The 18,981-nt window shown below is 37.2% G+C and carries 13 protein-coding genes; 7 read left to right on the forward strand and 6 right to left on the reverse strand.

Translation table 11 applies throughout. The annotated features are described in order from the left end of the window. Position 1: 1 nt before the first annotated feature. Genes fusA through rpsL form a run of 3 tightly spaced genes read right to left on the reverse strand, consistent with a single transcriptional unit; the run spans position 2 to position 3,008 of the window. Positions 2 to 2,128, reverse strand: a complete 2,127-nt coding sequence (gene fusA, locus ABVM49_RS01500) for an elongation factor G (RefSeq protein WP_035327540.1) — start codon at positions 2,126 to 2,128, stop codon at positions 2 to 4. 3 nt (positions 2,129 to 2,131) lie between these two features. Beyond that, on the reverse strand, positions 2,132 to 2,608 hold the full coding sequence (gene rpsG, locus ABVM49_RS01505; RefSeq protein ID WP_035327538.1) for a 30S ribosomal protein S7: 477 nt from the start codon (positions 2,606 to 2,608) through the stop codon (positions 2,132 to 2,134). A 25-nt stretch (positions 2,609 to 2,633) separates the two neighbouring features. Continuing rightward, positions 2,634 to 3,008, reverse strand: a complete 375-nt coding sequence (rpsL, locus tag ABVM49_RS01510; RefSeq protein ID WP_013751318.1) for a 30S ribosomal protein S12 — start codon at positions 3,006 to 3,008, stop codon at positions 2,634 to 2,636. 189 nt (positions 3,009 to 3,197) lie between these two features. Here rpsL and ABVM49_RS01515 point away from each other — a divergent pair, with 189 nt between their 5' ends. From ABVM49_RS01515 to rlmB, 6 genes are all read left to right on the forward strand, one after another. After that, on the forward strand, positions 3,198 to 4,883 hold the full coding sequence (locus ABVM49_RS01515; RefSeq protein ID WP_405202724.1) for a hypothetical protein: 1,686 nt from the start codon (positions 3,198 to 3,200) through the stop codon (positions 4,881 to 4,883). 121 nt (positions 4,884 to 5,004) lie between these two features. Continuing rightward, the gene (locus tag ABVM49_RS01520) at positions 5,005 to 8,250 is read left to right on the forward strand and encodes a SusC/RagA family TonB-linked outer membrane protein (protein WP_405202725.1); all 3,246 of its coding nucleotides are present in this window, start codon (positions 5,005 to 5,007) and stop codon (positions 8,248 to 8,250) included. 25 nt (positions 8,251 to 8,275) lie between these two features. Then, positions 8,276 to 9,958, forward strand: coding sequence for a SusD/RagB family nutrient-binding outer membrane lipoprotein (locus tag ABVM49_RS01525; RefSeq protein WP_405202726.1), 1,683 nt, complete (start codon positions 8,276 to 8,278; stop codon positions 9,956 to 9,958). A 67-nt stretch (positions 9,959 to 10,025) separates the two neighbouring features. Next, positions 10,026 to 10,964 carry a hypothetical protein gene (locus tag ABVM49_RS01530; RefSeq protein ID WP_405202727.1) on the forward strand — a complete coding sequence of 313 codons (939 nt, stop codon included), beginning with the start codon at positions 10,026 to 10,028 and terminating at the stop codon, positions 10,962 to 10,964. A 179-nt stretch (positions 10,965 to 11,143) separates the two neighbouring features. Then, the gene (locus ABVM49_RS01535) at positions 11,144 to 11,845 is read left to right on the forward strand and encodes a hypothetical protein (protein ID WP_405202729.1); all 702 of its coding nucleotides are present in this window, start codon (positions 11,144 to 11,146) and stop codon (positions 11,843 to 11,845) included. Positions 11,846 to 11,929: 84 nt separating this feature from the next. After that, on the forward strand, positions 11,930 to 12,664 hold the full coding sequence (gene rlmB, locus ABVM49_RS01540) for a 23S rRNA (guanosine(2251)-2'-O)-methyltransferase RlmB (protein WP_405202731.1): 735 nt from the start codon (positions 11,930 to 11,932) through the stop codon (positions 12,662 to 12,664). Here the strand turns inward: rlmB and ABVM49_RS01545 are convergent. Beyond that, the gene (locus tag ABVM49_RS01545; protein WP_405203645.1) at positions 12,659 to 13,435 is read right to left on the reverse strand and encodes a rhomboid family intramembrane serine protease; all 777 of its coding nucleotides are present in this window, start codon (positions 13,433 to 13,435) and stop codon (positions 12,659 to 12,661) included. The two genes, rlmB and ABVM49_RS01545, sit on opposite strands and share 6 nt — an antisense overlap. A gap of 98 nt (positions 13,436 to 13,533) precedes the next feature. On the opposite strand from ABVM49_RS01545, the gene ABVM49_RS01550 reads away from it, so the two are divergent. Next, positions 13,534 to 14,811 (forward strand): replication-associated recombination protein A, encoded by a 1,278-nt coding sequence (locus tag ABVM49_RS01550; RefSeq protein ID WP_405203646.1) that lies wholly within the window; start codon positions 13,534 to 13,536, stop codon positions 14,809 to 14,811. Here ABVM49_RS01550 and ABVM49_RS01555 read toward each other — a convergent pair. Beyond that, entirely contained in the window at positions 14,808 to 18,155 is a 3,348-nt protein-coding gene (locus ABVM49_RS01555) for a VCBS repeat-containing protein (RefSeq protein WP_405202733.1), read from the reverse strand. The two genes, ABVM49_RS01550 and ABVM49_RS01555, sit on opposite strands and share 4 nt — an antisense overlap. Beyond that, positions 18,155 to 18,979 carry a hypothetical protein gene (locus tag ABVM49_RS01560; protein WP_405202734.1) on the reverse strand — a complete coding sequence of 275 codons (825 nt, stop codon included), beginning with the start codon at positions 18,977 to 18,979 and terminating at the stop codon, positions 18,155 to 18,157. The genes ABVM49_RS01555 and ABVM49_RS01560 overlap by 1 nt, the downstream gene beginning before the upstream one ends. Positions 18,980 to 18,981 lie beyond the last annotated feature (2 nt).

Here is an 18,981-nt window from a genome sequence, read left to right on the forward strand (position 1 = left end):
ATTATTCGTTTGTACCTTTTGAGGCAGCGATTACTTCTTCTGCAATATTAGAAGGAGTTTCTGCATAGTGCGAGAATTCCATAGTTGAAGTCGCACGACCAGATGAAAGCGTACGTAACGTTGTTACATATCCAAACATCTCAGAAAGTGGCACAGTAGCTTTTACTGTCTTTGCACCTGCACGGTCTCCCATATCAGATACTTGACCACGACGACGGTTAAGGTCACCTACGATATCACCCATATTTTCTTCTGGAGTAATAACTTCAAGCTTCATAATAGGCTCCATTATAACAGCTTTTGCAGCTTTTGCAGCGTTCTTAAATCCAAGCTTTGCAGCAAGTTCGAAAGAAAGTTGATCAGAATCCACATCGTGGTAAGATCCATCTGTTAATGTTACTTTCATAGCATCAACCTCATAACCTGCAAGAGGTCCATTTACCATTGCCATTTTGAATCCTTTCTCTACAGAAGGAACAAATTCTTTTGGTACGTTACCTCCTTTAATAGTAGATTCAAACTGTAATCCTTCAGCGCCTTCTTCTGCTGGTTCAAGTGTAAATACGATATCTGCGAATTTACCACGTCCACCAGATTGCTTTTTATAAGTCTCTCTGTGCTGTGCTTTTTGAGTAATAGCCTCCTTGTACTCAACCTGTGGCTGACCCTGAGAAACTTCTACCTTAAACTCACGCTTAAGACGATCTACAATAATATCTAAGTGAAGCTCACCCATTCCAGATATAATAGTCTGTCCTGATGCCTCATCTGTTTTTACTTGGAACGTTGGATCTTCTTCAGCAAGTTTTGCTAAAGCCATACCTAACTTATCAACATCTGCCTTAGTTTTTGGCTCAACAGCGATACCAATTACTGGATCTGGAAAGTCCATAGATTCAAGAACAATTGGGTTCTTTTCATCGGACATTGTATCTCCAGTCTTAATATCTTTAAATCCTACCGCTGCTCCAATATCTCCAGCCTCGATAAAATCGATAGCATTTTGCTTATTAGAGTGCATTTGGTATATACGCGAGATACGCTCTTTTTTACCTGAACGGTTATTTAAGATATATGATCCAGCATCTAGACGACCCGAGTAAGCACGGAAGAATGCAAGACGACCTACAAAAGGATCTGTTGCAATTTTAAACGCTAGAGCAGCAAATGGCTCTTTTACGTCTGGCTTACGTAGCTCTTCTTTTTCTGTATCCGGGTTAATCCCAACGATACCATCTTTATCTGTAGGAGAAGGAAGGTAACGACATACTGCGTCAAGAAGGAATTGAACTCCTTTATTCTTAAAGGCAGATCCACATATCATAGGGATAATCGCCATATCCATTACAGCAGCACGAAGTGCAGCGTGCACCTCTTCTTCTGTAATAGAATCTTCATCTTCCATAAATTTCTCAAGAAGGTTTTCATCATATGTTGCAACCTCCTCAATAAGCATAGCTCGGTACTTACGAGCTTCCTCTTTCATATCTTCAGGAATGTCAATAACGTCAAACGTAGACCCCTGAGTTTCATCGTGCCATACAATTGCACGGTTCTTCACAAGATCAACAATACCTTTAAAGTCACCCTCGTCACCTATGTTTAAAACGATAGGCACAGCGTTTGACTTCAGCATATCCTTCACCTGCTGACAAACAGCAAGGAAGTTAGAACCTTGACGGTCCATCTTGTTTACAAAACCTATTCTAGGCACTTTATAATTATCTGCAAGTCTCCAGTTAGTTTCTGACTGAGGCTCAACACCATCTACAGCACTAAAAAGAAAAACTAATCCATCAAGAACACGTAAAGAACGGTTAACTTCTACCGTAAAATCAACGTGACCAGGAGTATCAATAATATTAAAGTGATAGTCTTTAGTTTCTGGAAGAGGCTTAGCGTTCTCCATTGGGAACTTCCAAGTACAAGTAGTTGCAGCAGAGGTAATTGTAATACCACGCTCCTGCTCTTGCTCCATCCAGTCCATCGTTGCAGCACCATCGTGAACCTCACCGATTTTATGACTTACACCCGTATAATAAAGTATACGCTCTGTAGTAGTGGTTTTTCCAGCATCAATGTGAGCCGCAATACCAATATTTCTAGTAAATTTTAAATCTCTTGCCATTTCTTAGAATCTAAAGTGTGAGAATGCTTTATTTGCTTCTGCCATTTTGTGTGTATCAACACGCTTTTTAACCGCAGCACCTTCTTCTTTTGCCGCAGCCATAATCTCTGCAGCTAGCTTTGCAGCCATAGACTTCTCATTTCTCTTACGAGAAAAGCTAATTAACCACTTCATCGCAGTAGAGATCTTACGATCTGGACGAATTTGGTTTGGTATTTGGTAAGTTGCCCCTCCTACACGACGACTACGCACTTCTACGTGAGGCATTACGTTAGACAAAGCATCTTTCCACAGCTCTAAAGCTGTTTTTTCTTCATTTGTGTTCTTTTCTTCTACGATGTCAATTGCATCATAAAATACTTTAAAAGCTGTAGACTTCTTACCACTCCACATCATCATATTAACGAAACGAGTTACTAACTGATCGTTAAATTTTGGATCTGGAAGAATAGGTCTCTTCTTGGCCTGTTTTTTTCTCATTACTTCTTCTTAAAGTGTTGTTGATTTACTTCTTAGGGCGTTTTGCACCATATTTAGATCTCGATTGCGTTCTTCCTGCAACACCAGCAGTGTCTAAGGCTCCACGTACAATATGATATCTAACTCCTGGCAAATCTTTTACCCTTCCACCTCTTACCAATACTATCGAGTGCTCTTGTAAATTGTGACCTTCTCCTCCGATGTATGCATTCACCTCTTTACCATTTGTTAAACGAACACGCGCAACTTTACGCATAGCCGAGTTTGGTTTCTTAGGTGTAGTCGTGTAAACACGAGTACATACGCCGCGGCGTTGTGGGCACGATTCAAGGGCCGCCGATTTACTCTTCTTGGTAATCTTGGTTCTTCCTTTACGTACTAATTGTGAAATTGTTGGCATAATTTCTTTCTACCTAATTGTTAATTTACTTAATATACCCATTTTAAGGGTTGGCAAAAGTATGAAATTTTTCTCAGCCATCAAATAGCAGCCTGCTAATTTTTCAAAAAAGTTCTGAATACCAAAAAACTAACATACTTTAGCAACAGAAAAACACGTTACCAAAACAACCATAAATCCATCCATTTTTTGAAGACCCACATATTATTACTTACACTATTTGTCTTCACCATTACATTAGGTGGTCAAAATTCAGGTTCAAAACTACTCCTACTACTAGAAGGAGAGAATAAAGAAGAAACTGAATTACTCAACACAATACCACACACTAAATCTTTTACCGAAGCTGCTTTACTCTATAACGAAATAGACAGCATCACAAACCAACTCATTACAGAAGGCTATTTTGATATTGAAAAAACAGTTCAACAAAATAATAACATCTACACAGCAATACTCTCACTAAACACTAGATACAATTCATTAACTCTTGACATCTCAAAACAACCCATTCTCAAAACTTATATTAAGGAGACAGCCTACACAATAGATAATGATCTTCTAATTATAGAAACCGCTTTCGCGAAAGCACTATTAGAGCAACTAACAACAATTGCCGCAAACAATGGTGATCCGTTTGCAAACTTTCGAATAACAGAACTCACAAAAACCAATAACATCATAAATGGTAGACTAGAAGTAACATCTAATCAACAACGAAAAATAACCGATGTGATTTATAAAGGATATCCAAATTATCCAACTACGCTTTTAAACAACATAACAAAAAAAGTACTCAACAAAACCTACAACCAAGAGAAGCTGAATACCATAAACGATGAGTTACGCAGTTTACGTTTTATAAGTACAACTAGAAAAGCTCAGGCTCTTTTTAAAAAAGATAGCACCACCGTTTTTTACTACATTAAAAAAGTAGATCAAAATCAATTTGACGGTTTTATTGGTTTTGCATCAAACGAAGACAACTCTTTAAGACTAGATGGCTACCTAGACTTGCAACTCATAAACAACTTTAACTATGGCGAAGAGCTATCACTTAACTACAAATCTGATGGGGAGGATCAATCACAACTTAAAATAAAAGCATCACTACCCTATATACTAAAGACACCCTTAGGAATAGAAAGCTCACTCTCCATCTTTAGAAAAGATAGCACATTCTCAACTACAGATATAAACATTCAGGCATATTACCACCCGACTACTAATCACAAAATCTCAACAGGATACAATAATATAACATCAGAAAACCTTCTCACCAATCAAGAAACAGAACAGTACGTAGCAGACTTTAATACCACAACAGGATACCTGGAATACCAGTATACCAAAAGAAACAATGACTATTTCTTCCCTATAACCACGCAATTTCATTTTCAAACTAATTACGGAACTAGAATTGCGAATATGACAAAAACACCACAGACCCAAATTTTATTAAAAATGAAAAGGATTTTCAATTTTAATAACAAAAACTCAGTCTACATTTCTGGATCTTTTAACAGTTTGTTTTCTGAAAACTATATCACAAACGAACTTTTCAGACTAGGAGGAATTACTTCTATAAGAGGCTTTGAAGAGAACAGCATCTTTGCAAATCTCTCTGCTATCATAAACACAGAATACAGACTAAAATTAAGCAATAGCCTATACATCAATACAGTAACAGACGGCGGGTATGTAGAAAATAGTATTACAAATGAAAAGAATCACCTGTTAAGCCTAGGAGCAGGAGCAGGAATACGGACTAAGGCAGGACTACTGCAAATCAATATTGCAAACGGAAAATTTAACAATTCCACATTTGACTTCTCAAACACAAAATTACATCTAATTCTTGCCGTACGCTTTTAAATAAAGGGATTAACACCATTTACAAAGCGTTAAAAAAAAACTAAATTTTAGGAACTATTAGTTGTGTAATTAACTTTTTATTGTGATTTTTGGCATTGGCTAATTCAAATAATTTATAAAAATGAAAACAAAGTTTAGTGGAATTTTAACGCTATTGCTAGCGTTTGTAGTGCAAGTTTCGTTTGCACAAACAACAGTTTCCGGAACTGTTACTGAAGACAATGGTCCTTTGCCTGGTGCAAATGTCATTATCAAAGGTACTTCTACGGGAACTCAAACCGATTTTGACGGAAATTACTCAATTCAAGCAAGTCCATCTGATGTACTTGTCTTTAGTTTTGTTGGTTTCGCAACACAAGAGGTTACAGTAGGAAATCAATCAACAATTAATGTAGCTCTTGCTGCAGACAATGCCTTAGACGAGGTAATTGTAACTGCACAAGGTGTTAAGCGTGAGAAAAAAGCGCTTGGTTATGCAGTAAGTGAGGTTGCTTCTGAAGAAATCGAAGGACGTACCGAAGGTGACGTTGCTCGTGTACTTTCAGGAAAAGCTTCTGGTGTACAGATTACATCACAGAGTGGTGCTTCTGGATCTGCAACAAACGTGGTAATACGTGGTTATACTTCTATTAATGGAAGTAACCAAGCATTATTTATTGTAGATGGTGTACCTTTTAGTAGTGATACTAACTCTCAAGGAAATTTCTTAAATGGAAACAATGGTTCTTCTCGTTTCTTAGATCTTGATCCAAACAACATTGCTAGCGTAAACGTTCTTAAAGGACTTGCTGCTGCAACGCTTTATGGTACAGCAGGACGTAACGGAGTTATCGTTATTACTACAAAGTCAGGGCAAAGTGGAGTTGGCGGACCTAAGAAAACTGAAATCACAATCAACCAGTCTTACTTTGTTAATGAAATCGCTTCATTACCAGATTACCAAGACAAGTTTGGTGGAGGTTTTGACCAATCTTTCGGATGGTTCTTCTCAAACTGGGGTCCAGCTTTTGAAGCAGGTGGTGTTGCAGGTTACTTAAATGAGCCTTCAGGACAGATCGACGAAAACGGTACAGTTGCTCACCCTTACTCAACTACAGGAGCAGATATCGGACAAATCTTAAGAGATGAGTTTGCTGGACAACGTTACGAGTACAGACCTTATAATAACGTATCTCAGTTCTTCCGTACAGGTGGTGTTTCTAACACTTCTATAAACATTAACGGAGCATCTGAAGATGGTAAAGTAAACTACAACTTAAACTACGGTCACTTAGAGGATAAAGGATTTATCCCTGGAAACCAATTACGTAGAAATAACCTTTCTGTAGGTGGTAGAGCACAATTATCTAATAAGTTTACAATCTCAGGAACATTAAACTTCTCTAGAACTGATTTCTCTTCTCCTCCAGTAGCTGCATCTCGTGGTAATGGTACTTTAGGATTCTCAGTATTTGCAAATGTATTCTTTACACCTCGTAACGTAGACTTAGCAAACTTACCATTCACAATTCCTGAAACAGGAGGAAGTGTTTACTACCGTCAAGGTAATGACATTAACAACCCTAACTGGATTGTACAAAATGCAAAAAATACACAGTTAACAAACCGTGTATATGGAACATCTACTTTACAATACGCAATTAGTGATAATCTTAACTTACAATATCGTGCAGGTGTAGATTTCTACAATGAGCGTAACGTAAGCTACGTAAATAAAGGCGGAGTTTTAGGTGCAACTGTTGATGATATTAACGGTGAATATAACACTTGGGATAACAACAACAGAATCTGGGATCACTACTTAGCATTAAGTGGAGATTACGATCTTTCTGAGAAAATAGGTTTAACGTTCATTACTGGAGCAACATCAAGATCTGTTGAATTTGATCAACAAGGTGTAGCTAGTACAGGACAACTTGTTTTTGGTGTACAGAGACACTTTAACTTCCTAGAGCAAGCTCCAATCCAATTTACATCTTACCAAAATATTGTAGGTGTATTAGGACAAGCAGATATAGATTATGACAATATGCTTTTCCTTACTCTTGCAGCTCGTAATGATTGGGTTTCTAACCTACCAAAAGAGAACAACTCACAGTTATACCCATCTGTAAGTGTATCTTTCTTACCTACTACTGCATTTGATGGACTTAAAGGTGATGGACTTAATTACTTAAAAGTAAGAGCTGGTCTTGGTACTTCTGCTGGTTTCCCTGGTGGTTTCCCAACAGTAAATACTGTTAACCAATTTACAAACCAATACATTGATCAAAACGCTGGTGGTGGTAACACTACAACTAACAGTGTAAGTAACTTCCAAGCTAATCCTGATCTTAAGCCAGAACTTATCTCTGAATTTGAAGTTGGATTTGATGCTCGTTTACTTAAGAACAGAGTAAGCTTAGATTTCTCTTACTTTAACAGATCTACTGATGATCTAATCGTATTTAAACCATTACCTCCATCAACTGGATTTACTTCTACACAGAGTAATATTGGTAAGGTTGAAGGTGACGGATTTGAAGTTGATTTAGGTGTTGACATCTTCCAAAGCGAAAATGATGGATTTAACTGGAACTCTAGAGTTAACTTTACAACAAGTGAGCAGATTGTAACAGAACAAGATGATGACCAGATTCTTTATGCTGGATCTACTGACCCAGTACTTGGAGCAAATGCTGCAATTAGAGGTGAGCAATTAGGTGTTATCGTTGGTACTAGAATCTTAAGAGATGATGATGGTAACTTTGTTGTAAATGGTGCTGGTAACTATGTTGTTCAAGATAACGTTATACTTGATGATGGTCGTAGCATTACACCAATTATTGGTAACCCTAACCCAGATTATGTATTAAACTGGATTAACTCATTATCTTACAAAAACTTCAATCTTGGTTTCCAAGTAAACCATACAAAAGGTGGAGATATTGCATCTTCTACAATTGGAGTATTATTAGGACGTGGTCTTATTACAGAAACTGAAGACCGTGAGAATACTTATATTCTTCCAGGTGTTCAAGCTGATGGTTCTGAAAACCAAGTACAAATTAACAATTCTCAGTACTACTTCAACAACGTACTTTTCGGCCCAAAAGAACTTCAAGTATATGATGCTTCTGTTCTTAGATTACAAGAAGTTTCTTTAGGATATTCTTTACCTAAAAAATTCTTAGAGAAAACACCATTTGGTTCATTTAGTGTTACAGCTAGTGGATTTAACCTATGGTATGACGCTTATAACACTCCAGATGGAGCAAACTTCGATCCTAACGTAGCAGGTGTTGGAGTTGGAAATGGTCGTGGATTTGATTACATCAACGGTCCTTCTTCAAAACGTTATGGAGTAAGCGTAAAAGCATCATTTTAATTAAAAGATATATAAAAATAGAATTATGAAAAATACATTTAAGTTCATAATGGCTGTTGTTATAGCAGGTTCATCTCTCTTCTATTCTTGTGAAACCACAGAACTAGAGTTAGTAAATGATCCTAACAACTTAACACCAGACCAGGCAGATCCTAATTTTCTGCTAAACTCGGTTCAACTGAACTACCAATTGAATGCACAGACATTCAATGGTAACGGTGGAGCACTAACCAGAATTCAATATTTTGGAAATAGAAACTACTTTGCTGGTTTAACTGGAGGTACTTTAAATGGTGCTTGGAGTCGTACATATGCAGGAATGCTTGTTGATGTAAGAACTCTAGAAGATTTAGATGCAGATCCATCATTAGACCTTCGTTTCCAAGTTGGAACAGGTAAAATAATGTTAGGACACTCACTACTTTGGCTAGTAGATTTTATAGGAGATATTCCTTTTGATGAAGCGTTTAATCCTACAGATTTCCCAAGTCCAAATGTTCAAGATGGAGCTTCTGTATATGAAGCGGCTAAAAATTTAGTTTCAGAAGGAAGCGCTACTCTTACTGCTTTAAATAATGATCTTACAGAATCTGAAGGTGATGTAAATACTGCAGTTGAAGATCTATTTTATGATGAAGATATTTCAAAGTGGTTAAAAGCAGCTAACACTATTCTAATGAAAGCAGCTATTACAACTGGTGATCTAACTACTTTCAATGCTATCGTTGCTGATGATAACTTTATTAGCTCTACTGAAGATGATTTAGAATTCAAATTTGGATCTAACTTATTAAATCCAGACAACAGACACCCAGATTACGCTAATGATTACACTCCTTCTGGAGGTAACTTATACCGTTCTAACTGGTTGATGAACTATATGTCTGAGACTAATGACCCTAGAATTAGATATTACTTCTACCGTCAATCTGATTGTACTCCAGGTGCTGGATGTCTTCCAGAAGGTAATGGAGAGACTTTATCTTGTTCTTTAGAGACACCTCCTCCTCACTATGCAGGATTTACGTATTGTTTCTTAGAAAACGGTTACTGGGGTAGAGATCACGGTGATGATGACGGTACTCCTCCTGATAACTTTTTAAGGACTGTAACAGGTGTATATCCTTCTGGTGGACTTTATGACCAAGCAGAATTTGGTAGTGTTTCTCAAGGCGCTGGCGGCGGTGGAGCTGGTATCGAGCCAATCATACTTGCTTCTTATGTTGACTTCTGGAGAGCAGAAGCGGCACTTGTAGCTGGTGATGCTGACGGAGCTGCTGATTTTATTGAAGCAGGTTTAACAAAGTCTATTGCTAAGGTTCAAACATTTGGAGATCTTGATGCAACTAATGATGGTTCTACTGAACCTTCAGATGTTGTTGTTGGAAACTTTATTAGTGATATCATAGCTGACTTTGACGCAGCAGATATGACTGGAAAGTGGAATATTTATGCACAACAATACTGGGTTACTCTTTATGGTGGGGCTGCTGAATCTTATAATTTCTACAGAAGACAAGGATTCCCAACTACGCTTCAACCAAACTTAGAGGCTGATCCTGGTAACTTCCCAAGATCATTCCCATATGCATCTTCTGAAATTGTTGCAAATCCAAATATTAATCAAAAGCCAGATCAGAATATACAAGTATTCTGGGACACGAACCCACCATCTTCACCGAACGGAGGATTCCCGGCTTCGAACTAACATTTAAAAAAAGATAAAAATGAAAAATATATTAAAATTTGCCTTCGCTGGAGCCATTCTTTTTGGAATGGCCTCTTGTGAGGACGATGAACAAAACACCACCGATTTTGTACAAGAGTCAGTTACTCGTGGTGCTGTACTTAGAACTTTAGACCTTCAAAATGACCTGCCGCTTACAGCAGCAGGTGCTGAAGTTGCTAACTTCTCAGTGAGTTTAGAAGAGCAAGATGCATTCGAAGGGGATTTACTTCAAAGTGTAGATGTTTACGTTACTTTCGCTGACAATACTCCTGGTCCAGATTCTGATAGTTCTGGAGCTATAACAGACGAAGTTTTTATTGAAAACGTTGATGCTTCAGCTTTTGTAGATGGTCCGTTTGGACTACCAAGAACAGAACTATTATATAGTTTTGATGAATTAAGAGCGCTTACTAATATTGCATCTGAAGATCAGTTAACAGGTGGAGATACCTTTACTATCCGTTTAGCACTAAACCTTACTGATGGAAGAGTATTTTCTGCAGATAATGCTGGAGGTGTTATTACAGGTGGTTTCTTTTCTTCTCCTTTTCAATATGTAGCAACTGTATCTTGTCCAGTTCCTGCTGATTATTTTGTTGGAGATTACTTACTTGAGAAAACAAGTACACAATCTAGTGCTTTTGGAGAAGCTTGGGGAACTGAAGTTGTAACAGTAGAAGGTACTGGAGCAGTTAGAGGTTTTGATTTTACTTACTTCCCAGGAGCGTTTGACTTTGGACAGCGTCTAACAATAATGATGAATTGTGGTGAGTTTATTGTATCTGGAACTTCATTAGCTGGAACTCTAGGATGTGATGGAACTACTATTGAGCAATCTCAAGGTGATGTTCCCCCTTCTCCTTATTCTCAACTATTCGAACCAGGTGACGATGATGTTATCGAGATTTCTTTCGAAGATTTTAATGGTGATGCTGGTTGTGGAACTGGAAGTTATGTAGTAACTCTTCAGTTAACTAAGCAATAGATTTATAATCTTAAGAATATTATTATATATTAAAAGCTCCGCTCTGCGGAGCTTTTTCTTTTTAAATCTCTTCTTTACTTTTAGACTAAATTAAATCCATATCTAAACTATACACAATCGTGCTAAACTCATACAATATATATAACTTAAAACCTCTCCCATACTTCTGTCTAATAATTATGACTATGAGTTTATGGTCTTGTAAAAATCCAGATACTAGAGTTACCCTAGACGACCTAGTATTACACTATGGTGGCGAAAGTTATTATAATTCTACAATCTCGTACACAGTTAACAATTTTAAATACGAAGTAGATAGAGATGGCTACAGAGTAGGACTATCGCTAATAGAATCGAATCGAGAGGGTGATCAATTAAAATCTATTCTTGAGAATGGCATTTTAAGTGAATACTTAAATGATTCATTAAGGAATGTGGATAGTGATAATTATTTAAAAAAGTCTCATTTATCTAATTTCACCTACAGCAATTCAATACCGTTTGTACTCACATCAAACGATATGGAAATTGACTCGGTTGGATTTATTACAAAAGGCACAAATAAATACCAGTTCATTAAAGTAAAAACCAAATTTGTAAGAGATATTGACATCAATGAATTCTACCTCTATATAGATCCTACTACAAAGGATATTATGTATGTAAGTCAGAAATTTGTTACAGAAAGCAAAGTTCCCAGAATTAAAAGATATTATAATCATAGAACAATAAATGGGATACGTTTTGCAGATTACACACAATTTGTTGCAAAGGAAGATACTATTGCCACGCCAGATCTTATAAAATATTTTAATGCTAAAACATTAAAACCTTTTAGTGAGATTAAGTTTGAAGATATTGAGGTTATATTTAAAAACTAACTATTACATAAAGCAAGCAATGACATTAAAATAAACTGTAACTTTGCGCTCCTAATTTTATCGCTATTAATAATTACTTAAACTATGGAAAAAACACTACAAATACACGGAACGCGTGCAATCATAGAAGCGATAGAAGCGGGCAAAGAAGTAGATAAAGTTTTTCTACAGAAAGGACTTCACAACTCACTACTGAGCGAACTGAATACACTTATCAAGAAAAATGGGATACAAACCTCTTTTGTACCTATTGAAAAACTTAATAAGCTTACACAACTCAACCACCAAGGTGCTGTTGCTACAATATCTCCGGTTAAATATCACGACTTTGAAGAACTTGTGAATATAACGGTAGAGAGTGGAGAAACACCATTATTTATTTTGCTTGATCAACTCTCAGATGTACGAAACTTTGGTGCAATTATACGTACTGCAGAGTGTACAGGAGCCCACGGTGTAATAATACCCAAAAAAGGAGGTGCTCCTCTCAATGGTGTTGCTGTAAAAACATCTGCTGGTGCAGCATTTAGTATGCCTATTGCCAAAGTTGATCATATAAAAGATGCTATTTACTACCTGCAAGGATCAGGAATTCAAGTTGTAGCTGCAACTGAAAAAACCGACAACAATCTCTACGACGTAGATTTTAAAGAACCTACTGCAATAGTAATGGGACGTGAAGATAGCGGTGTATCACCAGGTGTACTTAAAATTGTTGATCATCAAGCAAAACTCCCTCTTAAGGGTTCTATTGCCTCTTTAAATGTTTCGGTTGCCTGTGGGGCCTTTCTTTATGAAGCGGTGAGACAACGCTTATAAATCTTTCTGAGGGACATTCAGAGCTTGCGCATCATCACCGTCGTTACTTACAAAGTGATAAATAATTGTATAAGAGTCTGCCTCTGTGTCAATTTTTGGATCAGGGGGCAATTCAAAGAAGTTTCCATCTTCGTCAAACTGCCTCATAAAAGGATCATCTGCCTCATTATAATCAGGTTCCTCCCAAGCATATGTAATGGGTTTTGGTACGCTTTCGCGAAAGCGTAATGCAATTAAAGCACCAGCTATAAAACCAGATAGATGGCCTTCCCAAGAGATATTTTGGCTCGTAGGCATCGTGCCCCATATTAAACTCCCATATAAAAAAACCACAACAAGTGAAAGTGCTACTAGCCTGTAGTGCTTAGCGAGTATACCTTTAAAAAATAAGAAAGCCACGAGCCCATAAATAACGCCGCTCATACCAATATGATAAGAAGTGCGACCTACTAACCAAGTTCCTAAACCACTTAGAAACACTATTAAAACTAGAACTTTCCAAGAAATTGTTCTATAAAAATAGAAAAGGGCGCTACTTAAAACTAATAGCGTTGTTGTATTGTGCAACAAGTGCTTTATACCACTATGTATGAATGGTGAGAAAAGGACACCTCTTAATCCCTTAAATGTTCTGGGACGTACGCCCCATTGCGTAAAATCTAATCCAAATTTAATCTCGACCCAAAATACAAACCAGATAATGAGCACAAAAAGCAACGGGTACCCCACTACTCCATTATAGAATTTAAAATACGAAGATTCACTATCCATAAGCGCAAGCTTTGCCTCAAGAAAGCAATTTTGTGACCATAGTGTATCTAGATGAAAGATTGTCATACAAGACATTTTTAATTAGCTATTTTTGTATGATGAATACACCGCTTGCAGAACGCCTACGTCCTAAAAAACTAGAAGATTACTTGAGTCAACATCACCTAGTAGGTGAGAATGGCTCATTGCAACAGGCTCTCAAAGCCGGGATTATACCCTCACTTATATTATGGGGACCACCAGGTATAGGCAAAACTACACTAGCAACCATAATCGCCGAAGAGTCTAAAAGACCTTTTTATACACTAAGCGCGATAAACAGTGGCGTCAAGGACATTAGAGAGGTAATTGATAAGGCAAAGCAAAGTGGCGGCCTCTTTACTCAGAAAAACCCCATATTATTTATAGATGAAATACATCGATTTTCAAAGTCTCAACAAGACTCTCTACTAGGTGCCGTTGAGCGTGGATGGGTGACTCTAGTTGGAGCAACTACAGAAAACCCGAGTTTTGAAGTAATACCTGCACTCTTATCTAGATGCCAAGTCTACATTTTAAAACCTTTTGAAAAGAAAGACCTCATCCTCTTACTCAATAGGGCTATTAAAACAGATGAGCTCCTTAAGAAAAAAAATATTACCCTCTCAGAAACAGAAGCTTTATTAAGACTAAGTGGCGGCGATGCTCGTAAATTACTTAATATTTTTGAGCTCATAGTAACTACAGAAAATGATAAGGATGTAGTCGTTACAAATGATATGGTATTATCAAAAGTGCAACAAAACATTGTGCGTTATGATAAAACAGGAGAACAACATTATGATATCATATCTGCATTTATAAAATCTATACGCGGTAGTGACCCTAATGCTGCCGTATACTGGCTGGCGAGAATGATAGAAGGCGGAGAGGATGTGAAATTTATTGCAAGAAGACTTATTATTGCCGCAGCAGAAGACATCGGGAACGCAAATCCTACTGCACTAGTTATTGCTAATAACTGTTTTCAAGCCGTTACTACAATAGGATACCCTGAGGCTCGTATTATTTTAAGTCAGTGTGTGACGTATCTCGCAAGCTCTCCTAAGAGTAACGCTGCATATATGGCTATAGGAAAGGCACAACAACTTGTAAAGCAAACAGGAGATTTATCTGTACCACTACCCTTACGTAATGCTCCTACTAAGCTTATGAAAGAAATAGGTTATGGTGATGATTATAAATACTCACACGATTACCCTGGCAACTTTGTGCAACAAGAGTTTTTACCAAAAGAAATAAGTGGCACGACTCTGTATGAACCCACAGATAACACAAGAGAAAAAGCTATAAAAGAAAACCTAAAAGCCAAGTGGGGTTCTAAATACAATTACTAGTCTATATCTACCACTCTTATAGCGGCATCATTGACAGCAGAAATTAAGATATTTTTTGACAAGCCTTTATGAGCTATAGTTTGGATATCTTTTACATTACCATCTAGAAAAAGTAGCGTCTCTGCAGTTGACAGTGCATTATAACCATCTTTCTTATTTGATATTAAAATAACTCCTACTCCAGCATCATATCTAGGCGTTTCAACCTCCGTTTCATAAATAGCACCAGCAATAATTAAGTCTTCATACCCGTCTTTATTAATGTCCAGCACTTCTATAGCAAGCCCTGGCCCAGTTTGTGCTAAAGCTGGAAGTGTAGCCGTAGTAAAACCACCTTCCTTTTTACCTATAAGAAGTAATGAAGAGAATGTATTTACCTCCTTTGCATATGCATTATTAAGACCTTCTCCATAAATGTCTTGGAGGGTAGCATTTGCAAAATCAGAATATGTTGTAAATTTTTCAGAAATGAAGGGCATTTGCTGTGTGCTACATTCCTTACCTCTCGCAGGCACATAATTACCATTGTACTCATTACTTAACACAAGATCAAAAGTGCCATTGCCATCAAAATCGTTTGCAAAGACCTTAAATGGTTTTTTCTTTGATGCTTTGTACTTAATGTTATTACCTATGTTTCCTATCACATAATCCTTCACACCATCACCATTAACATCTGTTTCGGTCGCAGCAAACCATAAGCCTAAAGCTTCGTCTAGTTCTGGAAGAGTCTGCTTAACAAATGTGCCTCCTATGTTTTTAAGTAATCCTACGGGTGACCACTCGCCTACTATTAATAGATCATCCTTTCCGTCATTATCAAAATCTGTAGTGAGTACATCGTTTATAATTCCAAAATCTAAAAGGTCTGGCGCTACAGTCTTTGTTACATCTGTAAATACGCCTCCTTCATTTTTGTATATTACAGAGGCTGTACTTACTGGAAATTTACCCTGCTCTATACGATTACCTACTACTATGTCTTGATCACCATCTTGATCATAATCTATAGCTGCTATGCTCTTACTAAAAGAATAGCGATACTCACTATTACTATCAAATGCTTCTCTCTTATAGTTGCCACTCCCATCATTTATATACAATCTATTCTCAAGTAATGCGTCTTGTGAAGCAAACTCATTTCCTCCACTTAATACAATGAGATCTTGATCACCATCTTGATCTACATCTACAAAAAGAGATTCCATATCTTCATATGACTTATCTGTATTAAGACTAGGTTGTGAAGATTTAATAAATCCGGTTTTAGACTGCAGATAAATAGCGCCAGCTTGCCCAGCGGCACCACCTACATATAAGTCTTGAAGACCATCATTATTTACATCTCCCTTTGATATAAAAGGCCCCAATTGAGATTGCTTGTACGGTAACAGAACTTCTTTTTTAAAATCATTAAAATCATTCTCTTTATGAGTAAAATCTATCCCGTAGGTGGTTCTAGCTTTCGCGAAAGCGTACTTAGGCTCCTCCATTTCTATAACCGGAAGTCCTGTTAAACCAGCTTCACTTTCCTTTACAACCAGCATTTGATTTGCTCTTACATCTATAAACTCACTGCGTTTTCCAGAGAGCCATTGTACAACAACTTTATCTATATTTTCTTCGTCTCCTAACCCAAAATGCGCTATATCTTCTACAGCAGAGAGGTAGCCTCTGGTTCTTTTATTTTCGGCTACTTGTGTTCCATTTTTTGTAATGATTGTAACCTTAGCAAAATCTTCTGAGAGGGTACCTTCGGTTTTTACTTTTATGAAGTTTCCTATCTCATTTTCGACCGATAGGTTTTTAAAAAGAAAAGCTGTGTCGTCTATATTATTTGTGATAAGCTCTAGATCACCATCATTATCAAGGTCTGCATAAGCACCTCCATTTGAGTAAGATGCTACAGCGAGACCCCACTGGTAAGAGTTATTTTTAAACTCAAGATCTCCGTTATTTACAAAAGCAATATTGCTCAACTTCTCAGTAGGCATCGCATCATATAATTTTTGCTTCACCTCTAGTGGTACTACACCGTTAAAGGCTCGCTGCGTCTCACGTACTTGATTTTGAATATCGTTATCAAGCGCATAACGTCTGTATCCATTTGTGACATATACATCCCGGTCTGCATCATTATCCAGATCTGCCATTAGTCCTGCCCAGCTCCAATCTGTTTTTGCCATATGGGCTTGGTGCACTACGTTATCAAACCTGCCATTGCCACGATTGAGCTGCAATGAATTAAACATATACTGGTGCTGGAAACCTAGATCTTCTGTAAGCATATTAAAGCGTTGCTCATTCATACTAGCCATAAGGGTTTTAGAACGTACGTGATCACTAGCAGCCATATCTAAAACAAAAATATCTTGTAGCTTATCATTATTAATATCTGCTATATCTACCCCCATTCCATAAAAAGAAACTTGGCCGGTATGCTCCTTTATTTTATCTGTAAAGGTTCCATCTTGATTGTTTATGTACATCGCATCTGGCACATAATAGTCATTTGCAATATAAAGGTCTAGCCAGCCGTCATTATTTATATCACTCACCACAAGGCCTAGACCAAAGGCGGGTCTAAGCAAACCTGCCTTTTCTGTTATATTTTCAAACGTACTTCCCGTATTTTCATAAAGCTGGACACTACTTTTTTCTAAATTTTTACGAATCTCCATACTGGCAAAAAATCGCTTAGGATCAAGCCCATAGAGTTCATTTTCGTTTGATACAACAAGATCAAGGTCTCCATCTCTATCAAAATCAAAAAAAGAAGATTGTGTACTTATACCCGTATCTGCAATGTTGTATTGTTTTGCGCTTTCGCGAAAGCGGTTATCACCCTCATTTATATATAACAGGTTACCACGCTCTTGTGCTTGCTTAGGTCCTCCTTGTGATACATAAATATCTATGAGGCCGTCATTATTTACATCTGCAAATGTGACACCGTTTGCCCATTGTTTACCTGCATTAATCCCTGCAGTATCAGAAATATCTTCAAACTGTAAATCACCCTTGTTGAGATACAATTTATTAGCCACCTGGTTACCTGTAAAAAAGAGATCTTGAAGGCCGTCATTATTAATATCTGCCACACCCACGCCAGCGCCATTATAGAAATAATCAAAATCAAATAGATTTGCTAGTGAGCCTACATCTTCTTTAAGTGTATTTGAAAAAGTAATCCCGCTTGAATCGCTAGGTATTTGCTCAAAAATCTTTACATCCTTAGTGTTTACGACTTTTGATGGCCTAGTTTCTTTTGAAACAGTTTGTTCTGTCTTATCACCACAAGACAGTAAAAGTATACTTATGAGTAGTGTGTAAAATTGCTTCATTATTCCTTTGTAAATATCATTTCAACTACGCCCGCGATACCTTTTATTTTACGCTGTACAACGAGCCTACCTTCTAAGAAAAAGGCTGTCCCAGTAAAGTCTGTTGTAGTAACATCAAATGTTTCTTCATTACCCATCTCTGCAACGCCTATCTTTTTTGCGTCATCATAAAATGTGATCGAAGTACCCGTCTGTTTTGCTTTATAAAACCCATCTTCGCTAGTATATGTTGTAGTAGTTTTTACTTGACCAGATTGCGGAGCAACCGTCTCTGGTGCTGCTATATCTAATACTTTATCTTTACTCGCAGATGGCTGTAAGACAGTTTCTTCATTATTTACGACAACTTCGCTTTTTGTTTGTTCTGAAACCTGACGCTCTTCTACCCCAGCCGATGGGTCATAGCTATACTTGAGGGCTTCTATATCATAAAAAGCTTCACGCAAAGCAGCGTGGTATGCCTTTTTGTAATCCTTATTCTTACTCCTCCCTTCAGAAGTTTTAAATATCACTTGATCATTGCAATCTTTTAAAGTTACCGTGAGCTTGGCTTGTATAAAAGTAGACTCACTATTTACCTCTGCATACAGTGCATCACAAGGATCAATTGGGTTCTTGAGAATTTCTTTATCTTTTTCTAAATATGCTTGAAAACCATATTTATTAAACAGAAACTTTGTAAGACTATTTACTTGATATTGATCTGGTGACTTTAAAAAATCAAACTCCTCTGGTACAATAACATACTTATAATCATTTACAGATTGTGCGTTTAAGTTAATACTCATTAATGCTATAATAAGTAAAGTAAAAAAGTATTTCATTA

The organism is Dokdonia sp. LLG6352-1, assembly GCF_045055815.1.
Lineage (GTDB): Bacteria > Bacteroidota > Bacteroidia > Flavobacteriales > Flavobacteriaceae > Dokdonia > Dokdonia donghaensis.

Bases quoted from the DNA above. Each gene is read 5' to 3' on its own strand.
- rpsL (WP_013751318.1), bottom strand. From the start codon at position 3,008: ATGCCAACAATTTCACAATTAGTACGTAAAGGAAGAACCAAGATTACC.
- rpsG (WP_035327538.1), bottom strand. From the start codon at position 2,608: ATGAGAAAAAAACAGGCCAAGAAGAGACCTATTCTTCCAGATCCAAAA.
- ABVM49_RS01555 (WP_405202733.1), bottom strand. From the start codon at position 18,155: ATGAAGCAATTTTACACACTACTCATAAGTATACTTTTACTGTCTTGT.
- ABVM49_RS01535 (WP_405202729.1), top strand. From the start codon at position 11,144: ATGACTATGAGTTTATGGTCTTGTAAAAATCCAGATACTAGAGTTACC.
- ABVM49_RS01545 (WP_405203645.1), bottom strand. From the start codon at position 13,435: ATGGATAGTGAATCTTCGTATTTTAAATTCTATAATGGAGTAGTGGGG.
- fusA (WP_035327540.1), bottom strand. From the start codon at position 2,128: ATGGCAAGAGATTTAAAATTTACTAGAAATATTGGTATTGCGGCTCAC.
- ABVM49_RS01525 (WP_405202726.1), top strand. From the start codon at position 8,276: ATGAAAAATACATTTAAGTTCATAATGGCTGTTGTTATAGCAGGTTCA.
- ABVM49_RS01520 (WP_405202725.1), top strand. From the start codon at position 5,005: ATGAAAACAAAGTTTAGTGGAATTTTAACGCTATTGCTAGCGTTTGTA.
- ABVM49_RS01530 (WP_405202727.1), top strand. From the start codon at position 10,026: ATGGCCTCTTGTGAGGACGATGAACAAAACACCACCGATTTTGTACAA.
- ABVM49_RS01550 (WP_405203646.1), top strand. From the start codon at position 13,534: ATGAATACACCGCTTGCAGAACGCCTACGTCCTAAAAAACTAGAAGAT.
- ABVM49_RS01560 (WP_405202734.1), bottom strand. From the start codon at position 18,979: ATGAAATACTTTTTTACTTTACTTATTATAGCATTAATGAGTATTAAC.
- rlmB (WP_405202731.1), top strand. From the start codon at position 11,930: ATGGAAAAAACACTACAAATACACGGAACGCGTGCAATCATAGAAGCG.